Origin of the sequence: Pseudoalteromonas mucoides, assembly GCF_049257175.1 — a bacterium.
GTDB lineage: Bacteria > Pseudomonadota > Gammaproteobacteria > Enterobacterales > Alteromonadaceae > Pseudoalteromonas.
On sequence record NZ_JBMMUC010000024.1, the window covers coordinates 1 to 14,772 of the forward strand.

The 14,772-nt window shown below is 40.7% G+C and carries 9 protein-coding genes; 5 read left to right on the plus strand and 4 right to left on the minus strand.

The genetic code is table 11. The features are described 5' to 3' along the window. Positions 1–4,901: beta strand repeat-containing protein (locus AAEU30_RS20120; RefSeq protein ID WP_421962088.1), on the minus strand; the 4,901-nt coding region annotated here is incomplete at its 3' end. Positions 4,902–5,129: 228 nt separating this feature from the next. On the opposite strand from AAEU30_RS20120, the gene AAEU30_RS20125 reads away from it, so the two are divergent. From AAEU30_RS20125 to AAEU30_RS20145, 5 genes are read left to right on the plus strand one after another with little or no spacing between them, the layout of a single operon-like run. After that, the gene (locus AAEU30_RS20125; protein WP_421962089.1) at positions 5,130–5,300 is read left to right on the plus strand and encodes a hypothetical protein; all 171 of its coding nucleotides are present in this window, start codon (positions 5,130–5,132) and stop codon (positions 5,298–5,300) included. An 18-nt stretch (positions 5,301–5,318) separates the two neighbouring features. Next, positions 5,319–7,142, plus strand: coding sequence for a TolC family outer membrane protein (locus AAEU30_RS20130; RefSeq protein WP_421962090.1), 1,824 nt, complete (start codon positions 5,319–5,321; stop codon positions 7,140–7,142). A gap of 46 nt (positions 7,143–7,188) precedes the next feature. Then, positions 7,189–9,327 carry a type I secretion system permease/ATPase gene (locus tag AAEU30_RS20135; RefSeq protein ID WP_421962091.1) on the plus strand — a complete coding sequence of 713 codons (2,139 nt, stop codon included), beginning with the start codon at positions 7,189–7,191 and terminating at the stop codon, positions 9,325–9,327. After that, positions 9,324–10,745, plus strand: coding sequence for an HlyD family type I secretion periplasmic adaptor subunit (locus tag AAEU30_RS20140; protein ID WP_087533747.1), 1,422 nt, complete (start codon positions 9,324–9,326; stop codon positions 10,743–10,745). Before AAEU30_RS20135 ends, AAEU30_RS20140 begins: the two co-directional genes overlap by 4 nt. A gap of 31 nt (positions 10,746–10,776) precedes the next feature. Further along, complete coding sequence (locus tag AAEU30_RS20145; RefSeq protein WP_421962092.1) at positions 10,777–11,364, plus strand: LuxR family transcriptional regulator; 588 nt, start codon at positions 10,777–10,779, stop codon at positions 11,362–11,364. A 20-nt stretch (positions 11,365–11,384) separates the two neighbouring features. On the opposite strand, the gene AAEU30_RS20150 is transcribed toward AAEU30_RS20145, so the two are convergent. From AAEU30_RS20150 to AAEU30_RS20160, 3 genes are all read right to left on the minus strand, one after another. Further along, positions 11,385–13,373, minus strand: coding sequence for a bifunctional diguanylate cyclase/phosphodiesterase (locus AAEU30_RS20150; protein ID WP_087533749.1), 1,989 nt, complete (start codon positions 13,371–13,373; stop codon positions 11,385–11,387). Beyond that, positions 13,373–14,086: a transglutaminase-like cysteine peptidase gene (locus tag AAEU30_RS20155; protein WP_087533803.1), complete on the minus strand. Its 714-nt coding sequence runs from the start codon at positions 14,084–14,086 to the stop codon at positions 13,373–13,375. Before AAEU30_RS20155 ends, AAEU30_RS20150 begins: the two co-directional genes overlap by 1 nt. Before the next feature lie 119 nt (positions 14,087–14,205). Continuing rightward, a complete protein-coding gene (locus AAEU30_RS20160) occupies positions 14,206–14,658 on the minus strand; it encodes an LPP20 family lipoprotein (RefSeq protein ID WP_421962130.1) in 453 nt (150 codons plus the stop codon). Positions 14,659–14,772 lie beyond the last annotated feature (114 nt).

Consider the following 14,772-nt stretch of genomic DNA (forward strand, 5'->3'; position numbering starts at 1 on the left):
TGTTCATTACCTGCTGCATCTGTCACGGTTAACATCACTGTCGCGCCTATTTCATCGCTAGAACCCGTTATCGTTGGCGTTGTATCGTTGGTGGCATTAATTGGATCAATATCAAACGTAGGCGCTTGAGTATCAATCACACCACCTGTTTCACTGTCACTGGCCGTGTTACCGGCAGCATCCGTCACGCTGGCATCAACGGTAAACGCACCTTCGGCTAAATCAGTGGGCACATCCACTGACCATGTACCATCGGCTTGTACTGTGGCAGTTAGGTTTTGTTCATTGCCTGCTGCATCTGTCACGGTTAACGTCACTGTCGCGCCTATTTCATCACTAGAACCCGTTATCGTTGGCGTTGTATCATTGGTGGCAGATAATTCATCAATATTCAAACTAGGAGCTTCACTAGTTAGATCAAACGACGATGTTGCTTGAGCCTGATTTCCGGCGGAGTCAGTAATACTTGCTGAAACAGTAATTTCGCCATCCAATAGTGGCTCTGGTACATCTGCACTCCAACTCCCATCAACACTAACAATTGCTGTAAAGATATATGTATTCAAGCCATCTGAAACAGTGATATTTACCGTACTACCTACAGGCTCATCTGTTTGCCCAGTAATAGTGGGGGTTGGATCATTTACCGCGCCAATACTATCAATAGAAATAGTTGGTGCTGAAATATCAATTACACCACTGCCTGAAGTTGATGCTAGGTTTCCAGCCTCATCAGAAATTGTGGCTGTAACTGTGAACTCCCCTTCGTCTAATGGGAGTTCAGGGCTTATTGCCCAATTACCATTGGAGTCCACCAGCGCCACTAATGTATATATACTTCCAGCGTTGTCTGTAATAACCAGTGTCACTTCACTACCTATTGGCGCATCTGTTGTTCCATTAAATAGTGGAGTGTTATCATTCGTTAAAGAGTCAAAATTAAGAGTAATACTGGGCGCAGTCACATCAATAACACCCGTTAAACTATTACTTGCTGCATTATCAAAGCTATCAGTTACAGTGGCCGTAATTGAAAACTCTCCTTCAACTAACTCTTGTGTTGGTGTAACAGTCCAATTGCCTTGGGCATCAACTACAGTAAATAACGTTTCTGTTTGACCATTTTGTGCGGTGATGATTATGGCAACTTGATCGCCCTGTATCGTATTTTGGGTACTACCTGAAACTGTTGGAGTAGTATCATTTGTTTCGCCAATAACATTGATTGAAATAGAAAGTAAACTTGAATCAATCAAGCCAGTTTGTGAATCTGAAGCTTCATTACCTGCCGCATCAGCCACAGTAGCAATAACCAAAAACTCTCCCTGAGCTAAGCTATTAGGAACTTCAATTGAAAAGCTACCATCGCTTAAAACATGAGTCATGAATTGCTGCTCAACACCGTCAGAGTCAGTAACGATCAAGCTAACAATTGAACCTGTAGTAGCTCCTTGAACTTGCCCTGATATAACAGGAGTGCTGTCTGCCCCCTCATTAATTGAATCTAAATTAATAATCGGGGCAGTTAAATCAACCACACCAACAGTTGAATCGATAGCTTCATTTCCAGCGCTATCAGAAACTGTTGCTGTTATTGTAAACTCCCCCTCAGGAAGCAATTTATTCACTCCTACTTGCCAGCTGCTATCAGCATTAACAACTGTCGTTAATAATTGCTGATTCCCATTACTATCAATAACAATAACTGTAACGGACGTACCAACCGCAACACCTGAAACACTTCCAGATATAATAGGTGTAACATCATTAGTATCTGTAAAGTCAGCTATGTTAATCGTCGGCGATGTAGTATCAATATTACCTGTACTAAAATCTTGAGCAGTATTGCCTGCAGCATCTTGAGTATCAGCAACAACGTCAAATTCACCTTCTGCTAGCTCATTACTAACTTCGATAGACCAACGTCCATTCGATGCAATAGCTGTAGTTAGCACTTGTACTGCTCCTGCATTATCTGTAATAGTCAGAGTTACGGTGCTACCATCAGGTAAACCGAGTGTAGTACCAGTTAAAGTAGGTGTTAAATCACTTATATCACCAATGAAGTCAATGATAATTTCAGGAGACGTTAAATCAATAGTGCCTGTTGCTGTTGCAGTACTGCTATTACCCGCAGCGTCAGAAACACTTGCAGTAACAGTAAAATCACCTTCACCAAGCTCGTTTAAAACATCTGCTTGCCAGTTTCCATTTAAGTCTACTGCCGTTGTTAGTGTTTGTTGAACACCATCACTATCTGTAACTAGTAATGTAACAACTGTACCAGCGTCTACATCTAAAACAGTCCCTGAGATCAAAGGAGTCGTGTCGTTTGTATCTGCAATAGGATTAATTTGAATCGTTGGGTCGGTTAAATCGATTACTCCAACTTCAGTTGCTTGTGCAGTATTACCAGCAGCATCTGTCACAGTAGCAGATACCGTAAACTCACCTTCAGCAAGTGGAATACTTGCTTCTACAGACCAACTGCCATTTTCATCTGTTAGTACCTCTATTATTTCAGTTTGCCCATTACTGCCAACAAAAGTAACGGTCACCAGCGCACCAGGCTCCACATCTTGAGTTGAACCAGAAATGACAGGCGTAGTATCATTTGTATCAATAATAAAATTAATACTCACGGTTAAATCTATATTACCAACGGCGCTAGCTTGCGCTTCATTACCTTGAGGGTCTGTAACCGTTGCAACGACTGTAAAGTCTCCTTCAGGTAAAGGTTCTCTAAGTTGAATAGACCAAGAGCCGTCAGCTTGAGTAATAGCTAGCAACGAAAATGTATTACCATCACTAGTTGTAATGGCAAGTGAAATTGTACTACCTGGTGCCACCCCCTCAGTTGTACCACTCAAAAATGGAGTCGTATCATTAGAATCAGCAATTGTATTTATGGCGATTGTTATAGGTGAAAATGAAATTTGACCGACAGTTTGTGCCGATGCGCTATTACCTGCTGTATCCGACACTGAAGCAGTTGCTGTAAATGATCCCTCAGCTAAGGCTAGTGAAGCTTCAATACTCCAACGACCGTCAGTATCAACTTGCGCTGTTAATTGCTGTAACACACCAGCACTGTCCACAACATCAATAGTCAATATTGTGCCAGGTTCTACACCTTCAACTTGACCAAAAAAGGTAGGCGTTGTGTCATTCGTGTCAGCGATTGATGAAATAGTGATTTCCGGAGCAGTTAAATCAATTAAGGCTGTTTCAATATCTTGCGCTTGGTTATTAGCTGCATCCGTAACAGTAGCTAAAATACTAAACTCACCTTCAGACAACTCATTTAATACATTGACTGCCCAGCTACCATCAGCATTACTTAAAACGGTAAATGTTTGCACTTGGCCATTAAAATCAGTAACCATAACTATAATTGCTGTTCCCTGAGGAACTCCCTGCACTGAACCTGTAATTATTGGCGTAGTATTTTGAGAATCATCAAGCGGTAAAATATTAATCGCAGGAGCCGTCAAATCTATCTGATTTATCGCTGTATCCGAAGCTTGGTTACCCGCAGAGTCTGCTACCTGAGCCGTAACTGTGTACTCTCCTTCACTTAATAACTCGGAAACTTCGATTGACCAACGACCATTATCATCCACTATACTAGTAAAGTTCTGTTCGTTTCCTGCTGCATCTAATACACTAACAGTAACTAGACTGCCAACAGACACCCCGCTCACCCCACCGTTAATAACAGGAGTTGTGTTATTTGTTGGGGCTAAAGCATCAATAGTGATGATGGGGGCAGTTAAATCTACTATCGCTAAAGTGGAGTCAATTCCTTGATTGCCTGCATCATCAGTTACAACAGCATTTACGGTATAAGCACCTTCAGATAAGGCTTGTGTTGTTAATGACCAATTACCTTGCTCGTCTATAACAGCAGTAAAATTTTGAACTTGCCCTGCGCTATCAGTCACCGTCACGAGCACATTATTACCCGCTGCCACACCTGCCACAGAGCCACTTATTGTCACTATTTCAGAAGATGAGTCAGCTAATGCATTAATACTCACAACAGGTGCCGTGGTATCAATCTCTGCGGTGATTGTCTCGGTAATCGGATTTCCATCTGAATCTGTAACTGTCACATCTATCACAATAGGGCCATCTATTAGTGGCTCTTCTACAGCAGCTGAAAATGTACCATCCTCTTCAATTACGACAACTAAAGTTTGCGTCTCCCCTGCAGAATCCGTGATTATCATAGTAACAGCTTGGCCTGCCAGATTTTCACTCGTACCGGTGATCACTGGTTGTGCATTGTTTATCAAACCCAGGTCGTTAATAGTTAATGATGCCAATTGGTTGGTCTCTGGTAACACGCCATCGGTGGTATCTCTTAAACTAAAAATTCCATCATTAAAACTTTCGTAACTATCATCAAACGATAAACCGTTATTACTCAAAGCTTCAGCAATTCGAGTCAATGTAACAAAGGATGTACCACCACCAGACGCACCCGGTGTATTGCCACCAGCAGCAGTTGCATCTAAAGCGTCAAGAATATCTCCATCCCCTTCTAACGCTTGCAAAAAGTCTGTTACATCTGGATTTTGTGTATCTGTGGAGTCTTGTGCTTCGGGTGAGTTCAAACTAGCAATAGCATCATCAATTGATTCATCAAACAAGGTAGTTTCTGAGTCATCTCGAGCGGCTTTTGCCATTAAATCAGGCGTAATTTTAACTCTTTGATTTGCAGGTATCGCGAGTGACAAACCTTTGACATCGATTATTAACGAAGAGTTTGCTGCAGTTATAACAATCTCGCCAACAGTCACTGTGTCGCCTAATGTTAGCGTGCGAAAAGAGCCATCGTCTAAAGCAACCTGTACTGTGCCTTGTACGTCAATAACTAATAATTGATTTGCATCCATGATTTCACCTACTCAGTCAAAAAAATTTGCTATATAGATAAAATTTAGACAAGCCGTACTAAAGAGCTACTGGACTAAAGTACAGGACTACAAAAAAAATTAAAAAAATACGACTAAAATAGGTGGTGTAAATTATTTTTTATGCTTCTTCATAATTAGATTTGCACTATTTAACTTCATTGTCTAAAACTTAATTAGAAGTGCTTCTAACTGATCTAAGAGGATGCAATGATTAGAAAAAATAGCATTAAGCAAAGTAAAACTATCTTGGCTATTGGCCTAACTTTAGCCATAAATGGAGTTATACCTAAAGTGCATGCGGAGGAAACTTCCTTAATGCCTTTAACCTATGTTGCTGACAAAGCAATTTCTAATAACCCTGAGGTACAACAAGCATAGCATGCATTTAGAGCATCAGTGTATGGTGTTAATGCCGCCTATTCGGGCTATTTGCCAACTGTCGATGCCACTGTTAGCGCTGGCTATGAAAAACGTAACTACGGCATCGAAGACGAATACAATCGGAATACCGCAGAGTTAACTTTAGGGCAGATGCTATACGATGGCTTTAGAACATCAAATACAGTAGAGCGCTTTGAGCGCATTCAACTAATTCGTTATTTTGAAATGATGTCGCAAGCAGAGCAAATCGCGTTAGAGGCCAGCGCAGCTTACATCGATGTACAAAAGTTTACTCGCCTAGTTGAACTAGCTCAACAAAACCTAAAAGAGCATGAATCTGTGTATCAACAAATCGAACAAAGTGTTGGTGCAGGCGTAGCACGTGCTGCAGATTTAGAACAAATAAGTGACCGGCTGTCATTGGCCCAATCAAACGTAATGACCGAATATGCAAACTTGCATGACGTGAGTGCCCGCTATTTAAGAGTTGTTGGTGAACTACCACAACAAGGCACTGTTGAGGCAAGGCTAAGCGAAGACAGCATACCGATATCAATAAACCAAGCTCTTGATATCGCATATAAAAACAGCCACGATTTCTATGCATCGTTATATAATATTGCCGCACAAGAGGCAAATGCCCAAGCACAAAAAGCGGCCTTTCACCCAAATGTTGATTTATCAGCCCGTTATGGCACACAAGACCGTGATGAACTGGGGTTTAATGAAACACGCACAGAAGCACGAGTCGGTATAGATGTTAGCTATAACTTGTACAAAGGAGGCCTTGATAGTGCTAATTTAGAACAAGCATATCAAGAGGTTAATGTTGCAAAATACCAACGTGATCAGTCATGCATAGAGATAAGACAAAGCCTACAAATAGCTTATAATAATGTGAAAGTACTTGAAAGCAAACTACCAGCATTAGAGCAACACAAGCGTTCATCTAATAAAGTGAAATTTGCCTACAAAGATCAGTTTGATATTGGCCAACGTACACTGCTTGACGTACTTGATGCTGAGAACGAATCTTTTCAATCTACCCGTTCTTATATCTCGGCACTTTATGAACGCCAAGAAGCGATTCTAACTATGCTAGCACAAATGGGTAAACTTTTACCTACACTCAATGTTACATCAGATAAATTTCCTAAAATAAGTGATTTAACTGACGATCCGCTTGCGCACAACCCTGAAAGTATTTGCCCTAAATATGACGTTGGAGCAACTATAAACCGCCAAGCCTTTTTACAAAAAAAGAAAATGCAAGATAACGCTTATATGTCAGTGACCGCCATGCCAAGGTACTTAGAGGCACCAGCATTAAATACGACATTAAACAGTATGAGTGACTTTCAAGATGATGATGGTGATGGTGTTGCTAACGAAAATGATGGCTGCCCAGCAACTCCTGCTTTTACTGACGTTGACGAAACAGGCTGCACAAAATATAAAGCTGATTCTGCCAATGTAGAAATTGGCATCCCGTTTTCAGCCGACTCCAGTGAGGTACGCCCACAATACATGCAAGAAATACAACGGTTAGCTGACTTTTTAACTCAACACCCCAACAAAAAAGTTGAAATCCAAGGCCATGCCTCATTAGAGGGTCCTGCATTATACAACCGTAAACTCTCTGAAAGACGCGCCTTTTCGGTTGCACAAATACTCACTCAGCAATACGGTATTAGCCCAAGCAGAGTTAAATCTTTGGGGTACGGAACTGATCTGCCAAAAATACAGGAAATATCTGTACGTGCAAATGCTGCTAACCGGCGCATAGAGGCCATCATAACAGATACTAGCGGCAGTTTAGCTGCAAGCAATGGATTCTAATTAAGTTAATTAGTTCTGCAAACTGAATTACAACGTTGGTCATTACATGGAAATAGATGATGTAACAAGCCATGGTGGCGTGTTGGTAGATTGCCTTGCAATTTTATGCCATTGCCATGGTCGCGAGTTCTCCCGTGAAACTTTATTAAGCGGCTTACCGCTTGAGCAAGGCAACCTCACTCCGTCAGGTTTTTCGAGGGCTGCAAAGCGTATAGGTTTTAAAACAAAAGTGGTTAATAAACCACTTGTTAAAATAAACGCTGCGTTATTACCCGCTATATTATTACTTAGCGATAATCAAGCTTGCGTTGTGACTTCTGTAGACACAAATACTGCAATGGTAGAGGTAATTTACCCTGAATTGAGTGACTCAGCAGTACACATAAGTATTGAAGAGTTAAGTCAAAACACCACAGATATTATTATCTATGCACAACCCGAGTTTGCCTTCGACGCTCGTTCGCCGGTCTTACAAAAACTCTCTAAAGATGGTTGGTTTTGGGGTGTCATAAAAGAGTGTCGATCACTTTATAAAGACGTGATTATATCAGCTGTTGCCCTTGGGTTATTGTCTGTTGCCATGCCATTATTTGTAATGAACGTATACGACCGAGTTGTGCCAAATCAAGCAGTTGAAACATTATGGGTATTAGCAATTGGTGTTTTAATCGCCCTCACAGCTGACTTTGCTCTGCGCCTAGTACGAAGCTATTTTGTTGAACTTGCTGCCAGCAGAATTGATGTCAAAGTATCGGCGGTGATCATGGAGCGTGTACTCGGCATGAAGTTAAAAAACAGGCCGGCCTCAGCAGGATCATTTGCAAGTAATATTCAATCATTTGAATCTGTAAGAAGCTTTTTTAGCTCAGTTACGTTAATCGCCTTGGTGGACCTTCCGTTTGTACTTTTATACATCACCGTTATTGCGATAATCGGCGTCCCCCTGAGCATTCCTATTATCGTTGGTGCTTTGCTACTACTCTTTTACGCGTTAGCAGCACACCGCAAATTAGAAGCTCTTTCTGAGCAAACCATGAAAGCAAGCTCAATGCGAAATGCAACCTTGGTTGAAAGCCTCACCAATATTGAAGACGTGAAAAGCTTTCATAGCGAATGTAAAACCCAGTCTATCTGGGAAAAATCGACCATTTTTATTGCCCGTGTAAACGCACAAAGTAGGCTTATATCAGGATCTATTTCAACAACCGCAGCATGGGTGCAGCAATCAGTGGGAGTGATCATTATGATCATCGGTGTTCATTTAGTAATTAACGGCGATCTCACTCAAGGCGGCTTAATTGCAGCTTACTTATTGTCATCGAGGGCAATGGGCCCTATCGGGCAATCTGCCGCCGTTTTGGCCCAATTTCATCATGCGGCAATCGCAATGCATTCACTCAATGAAATTATGGAACATGAAGTAGAACGTCCACCGGGAAAGCATTGGTTGAGCCACCCTGTTTTAAGAGGCGATATTCAATTTAAAGATGTACGCTTTAAATATTCTGATGAAAGTAATGACGCACTCTCAGGAATAAATTTAAGTATAAAAGCAGGTGAAAAAGTAGCTATTTTAGGGCGTAATGGCTCAGGTAAAAGTACCTTAGAAAAACTTATTTTAGGATTATACGAACCAACCGCCGGATCGATAGCTGTGGATAATACGGATATCCACCAAATAGACCCAGCTGAATTACGCCACAATATTGGCTACGTACCGCAAACCGTTTCTTTGTTCTATGGCACCTTAAAAGACAATATAACTTTAAGTGCTTGGCATGCTAGAGACGAGCAAATTATCTCTGCATGCGAACAAAGCCAGCTATTTGATTTAATTAACTCCCACCCTGACGGCTTTGATTTACAGGTCGGTGAACAAGGCCGGTTATTATCTGGTGGCCAACGCCAAGCCGTAGGTATCGCAAGAGCGCTTATAAATGATCCACCAATACTTATTTTGGATGAACCAACCTCTGCGTTGGATCATGCCAGCGAAGCAAGAATTATCGCAAACCTGAAACAACACAGTGCGGAAAAAACCCTTATAGTTGTTACACATAGAACCTCCCTACTGGAACTTGTTGATCGGGTGATTGTATTAGACAACGGTAAAATAGTTGCAGATGGCCCTAAAGACAAAGTTATCGCATCATTAAATAACAAACCTGTGGAGCGTGCTTCATGAGTGACAAAAAACCACCTCTAGAACAACGTTCATTTGAATCGATGGGTCGTGCTATTGAAGCATCAAAAGGTCGCAAACCTTCCATATTTAATGGTTTATTTAAAAACTGGTTATCACCACCTAACAGCCAAGATTGGGTGGTCGATGCGCAATGGGAAAAAATGCAACAACAACCCGCGCGGGCACGGCTACTGCTGTACTTAATTTGTTTAAGTATACTGCTATTGATTGTTTGGTCTGCATTTGCAAGTTTAGATGAAGTAGCTCGTGGTGAGGGCCGAGTTATCCCTTCGAATAAGTTACAGCTGATTCAATCTTATGATGGCGGTATGGTTGAACAAATTAATGTACGCGAAGGGCAAATAGTAAACGTTGGCGATGTATTAATTAAAATAGACCCAACCCGATATATATCAAGTTTTCGTGAAAACCAGTCTAAAGTACAATCTCTCAGTGCCAAAGTAGCAAGATTAAAAGCGCTAACCCAAAAGCAGCCATTAACTTTCGACGAGCAATTAAAAGCGGACTCTCCCAACGCTGTGATCCATGAGGAAGCGCTATATCTCAGTAACAAAGAAGAGCTAGACCAACAAGTCACTATTCATAAACGCCAGTTAGAACAACGTCGTCAAGATCATATTGAAGCGCAAGCCGCACTTAAGCAACATACTGACGCTCTAAGGTTAATCTATCGTGAGTTACAAGTGACCCGCCCACTATTAAAATCTGGTGCTGTGTCTGATATAGACATCATTCGTTTAGAGCGACAAGCCGTTGAGCTAAAAGGTGAAATAAGTAGAACGAAAGCAGTAATAAATCGCAGTTTATCTGCGATTAATGAAGCTAAAAATAAAGTAACTGAGGTTGAGCTGGTCATGATAAATCGTTGGAATAACGAATTATCAGAAGCACTACTGCGCCTTGAGTCGATAAAAGAAACCGAGTCAGGACTCGCAGATAAAGTAACTCAGACTGAAATAAAATCCCCAGTAAATGGCACTGTACAACGCTTAATGGTCAACACTGTTGGCGGAATTTTACAACCCGGCAGTGAAGTACTAGAAATAGTCCCCCTTGATGACCAATTAATTGTAGAAGCTAAAATCCCCCCTAAAGACATCGCATTTTTGCGCCCTGGCCAAGCGGCAATGATAAAATTTAGTGCATATGATTTTGCTATTTACGGTGGTCTCAATGCCCAAGTTATGCAGATCAGCGCTGATACAATCACAGATGAACGTGACAACACCTTTTACTTGGTGCAATTAAAAACCAATAAAAACCAATTTGCCGACGACCTAACCATTATTCCTGGTATGACTACTCAGGTTGACATCATTACGGGCAAAAAAACCGTTTTAGAATACTTACTCAAACCTGTTTTACGGGCTACTTCATTAGCTATGACTGAACGCTAATTCAGCCTGACATTCTAAATCTGGAGTAAAAATGCGATTACACCTATTTATTAGCGAGAAGGAACTGACTTCTCCTCATTGGAAAAATGCTTACCCTGATTGTGCGATAAAACATATAGCGCCAAAGCATATCACTGCTGATAGTGTGATCTGGATATTAGCTGGTATACCTCAATGGTTAGAATTAGTTAAAAAATACAGCCAAAACCGTATTCCGGTAATCGTCATGGCCAGAGAGTTAGATATTAATGAGCTCGGGGCTGCTTTGCAGATGGGTGCTAGGGGCTATGTTGAAGCCTTTGCCAGTCAAATAATCATTGAGCAAGTTGCCGACACCATTCTCAGTGGTGGTATATGGCTTCCAGGTCAGTTACTGTCTAATTTAGTTGGCGCACTATCAAATCAGCCTGTTAATTATAAACATGATTGCGACCTAGACAGCCTAACAAAAAGAGAGCGTCAGGTTGTAGACATTGTGGTAACTGGTGCCACTAATAAACAAGTGGCCAATCAACTAAACATAACTGAACGCACAGTCAAAGAGCATATGAGTTCTGTGTTTAATAAGCTAAAAGTACGCGACAGAATGCACCTTATGCTCGCGGTTAAAGGGAGTTGACAGGCAAGCTATGATTAGGTTTACTTTTTACGTTCCATACCCGCCGCATCAACAGGTTGCGAAACCACACCGTCAAAACCAAGAGACTGAAGCATAGCTAAATCATCAGGATTACTCACACCTTCTGCAATCACCTTAATACCAAGCGAATGAGCCATTGCACACATTCCTCTTAAGAAAGTTTGGTTATCTTGGCTGTAACTAATATTGTGACCATAGATACTGTCTATTTTTATCATCTCAAGGCCAAGCTCTTGTAATTTATCAAGTTTAGTGAACGCAGAACCAACCCGTTTTAGTGAGACTTTAGCCCCCATACTGTTCACCTGCCCGCAAAAGTCTCTAAATACAGCCAGTTCAGCAACCGCAATACTCTCTTTTACATCAAAACAAATATGTTTAGCTAAATTAGGAAATGCTAACAAGTAGGTCAGAATAGCGGCGAGCGCGCTATCATCTAATAGCGTTTCTTCGGATATTTCCACTGATATAAGCTTTAAATCTTCACGTTCATCAAACACCCTCACTAAATATTTAATGATCCCCCAATCTAATCGCGCCAGTAATTTTAACCGCTTAGCCCACTGGTAATAAAAGCCCGAGCGATAAAGTTCGCCGTTTAACAATAAGTTCAAGGTTAGTTGGTTGTGTAATAACTTACCGCTAAAACTGGTAACAGGGTAAAGCATAACATCGAGATCATCGTTATCTAATGCTTTTTCAATAGCTGAACGCCAGCTATCAGCACTATCAAACAACTCATTTTTGTTTTTATTATCGGTAAATTTAGCTTGTGTTGATTTATCACTTGATGCGATTTTGAGTAAGTCATCAACGCGCTTTAATAAAGTAAAGCGAGTATCTTTACTCTCAATAAATGTGCAACTGTGAGGCAGAGCTAAATCAACACTCTGATATTCAGATACTAATGTTTTGTGCAGCCGTAAAACCCGATCACTAAGCAACTGTAAATCTTCAACATCGGTAAATAACACAGTAAAATCTGTATGGGACATACGGGCAATATGGTTTTCAGAGAAACGATCTTCATTTTCTTCTAAAAACAGGATCAAGGTCTTAGTAAAACGCCTTACAAAATTAACCATTTCAACACGGCCAAGCTGTTCACTTATCTGATCAAGATTCATTACTCGAAATAAAAATAAAGCGCCATGAGCATGATCTTCAGACTGTTTTAAATGAGCTTCTAAAGTGGCAGAAAAATACTCCCGATTGGCCAAGCCAGTTAATTCATCATGTTGGCTTTTAAATCTAAACTCTTCAAGACGCTTATTATCTTCTTTTATAATTTTACTAAAACGAGCAGATAGCAGGTTCATTGAGCTAACAAGACGAGCAAACTCATAAGTATTTGGCACTTTTGATTTTATAAAACGCTTATTACCCAGTTCATTTGCTTGATACACTACATCATCAAGTGGACGTAGTATTTTTGACAGAAAATAGCTACTTGCAATACATGCGACAATCGCGACAATTAAAAAACTAAAGAACAACCTTACCGCACTTTGCCATAGTGCCTGTTCAGTATATTGACTATGACTTTCTAAATACACAGTACCAAACTGGCTCCAACCATCATTAATCTGAGACACCCCCGGCGCTACATTTAAGTGATAAAGATGATGAAACCAATCTGGTGTTGAAGTATCAAAATCACCAGAAAACTCGCGTTTTACAATCACCTCCCCAGCAGGGTTTTGTAATTCAATGCGTTGGTAATGGCCCGTATCAAAAGTTGCCGAAATAAGCAATTCTAAGCTCACAGGATCTTTATCTAACTGACTCACCATTAAGGCTAAACTGTTCGCGTTATCCACGTTTTTTAAATACAACTGAGACGAAAAATAGTCCTTTGCCGAGTAAGTACTTATTAACAAGCTGCTAATAAACCCTACTAATATCACCATAAGAATGGCAAACCAGAGCTCTTGACGAAGCGTGATACTACTTTTTTTATTACGCTTAAATAAGGAAAATAATGCCATTACCACATAACTCCTTCTCTTTGTGTTTGCTCTAATATCCGACGCCAGCGCGACAATCGCGCAGTCGGATTTGCAACACTTTTAGTTGAATTGTTCGCCCACAATCCTTGGCTATTAAAGCTAAATACAGGGCTTAAATCTGTGCGTTTTGCCGCAGGTAATACCTTGGTAATTAAACTATCTAAAATCATCGGCTGAGCATTAGGCGTCACAAAGTAACCTAATACCATGTGAGCCTGCGATCTGTTTGAACGTGGGCCACCTATTTGTGCTTTTACATAAATAAGTCGCAATTTATTATCATCAATACCCAGTGCTCTGAGGCTAATATATTTAGCAATGGCATAATCTTCACAATCACCTAAACCTTTACCTAGCGTTTCAAGTGGAGTCGCCCAGTAATCTTTTTGTTGCCACAGTTGGATGTCGGTGCGGTAACGCAGGTTGCGAGCAAAAAAATCGTTCACAATTAAAATTTTTTGTTGTTCTGATTTGTTTTGAGTTTGCACTAACATGGTTTGCCAGCTTCGTGCTACTGGCAGTCTTGTAGGACCAAACTGTTGATTCATTTGCTGAAAAAAAACATTGAACTGGATAGGTAGGCGAGCAGCAAAAACCAAGCTATTAGCGAGTAAAACTAACAATAACCCACGCCATATATAGCCTTGGTAGCCCGTCGACCAAACACGAGCTCGCTTTATAAAAGCGTACATAGGCTTGGCCATTGCATAATTAATAAAAAGTAATTGTTACCTTGTCGTATCACAGCTTTCGATCAAAAAGAATTGTTAAATCAAGCATAGCACCCACAGGTAAATATGAGATATTTTGCTTAGTAGTAAGTAACTTTTTTCACTTCTCTTGGTTTGATCTCACCTATGTATAAATCGTGTACGCGTTTCATATCAAGCCTAAGCTCCGTTGCGTAGCTGTCGCCAACAGGGTAGCTTTTTACTACTTGCGCGCCTTTAATGACGCCTTGTACTTGGCTTTGTAATTGATCGTTTTGCGCAATACTGCCTTTCACCGTTGTGCCAGCGGTAATTTTTTGCCCATATACTTGCTCTGCAAGCTCACGATACGCTTCAAGCTTTGACGCTTTTAACGCCATTAACGAACGCTGTGACTCGTTATCGCCTGGTTGGGCACTGATTGGGGCGTAGCCTATCGCCTTAAGTACTGGGTAACTATCAGGCTCTATATATTTATATTCAACATGTTTATCAAAAATGCTACTGCAACCTGATAAACTTAAAATTGCAAAAATAAAAAAGACTATACGCATAGGAGCCCACATTAAAGTAAATGGTTTAATAGTCGCAATGAATGCATGATCAATGCCATGTTCTTGCTTTACTCTCATATTTAAAACAATTGGTATAGTCCTTGCGTATTACAT

What these genes read in the sequence shown, in the direction of transcription:
- AAEU30_RS20125 (WP_421962089.1), top strand. Translation starts at nt 5,130, where the DNA reads ATGATTAGAAAAAATAGCATTAAGCAAAGTAAAACTATCTTGGCTATT.
- AAEU30_RS20135 (WP_421962091.1), top strand. Translation starts at nt 7,189, where the DNA reads ATGGAAATAGATGATGTAACAAGCCATGGTGGCGTGTTGGTAGATTGC.
- AAEU30_RS20140 (WP_087533747.1), top strand. Translation starts at nt 9,324, where the DNA reads ATGAGTGACAAAAAACCACCTCTAGAACAACGTTCATTTGAATCGATG.
- AAEU30_RS20145 (WP_421962092.1), top strand. Translation starts at nt 10,777, where the DNA reads ATGCGATTACACCTATTTATTAGCGAGAAGGAACTGACTTCTCCTCAT.
- AAEU30_RS20150 (WP_087533749.1), bottom strand. Translation starts at nt 13,373, where the DNA reads ATGGCATTATTTTCCTTATTTAAGCGTAATAAAAAAAGTAGTATCACG.
- AAEU30_RS20155 (WP_087533803.1), bottom strand. Translation starts at nt 14,086, where the DNA reads ATGTACGCTTTTATAAAGCGAGCTCGTGTTTGGTCGACGGGCTACCAA.
- AAEU30_RS20160 (WP_421962130.1), bottom strand. Translation starts at nt 14,658, where the DNA reads ATGCGTATAGTCTTTTTTATTTTTGCAATTTTAAGTTTATCAGGTTGC.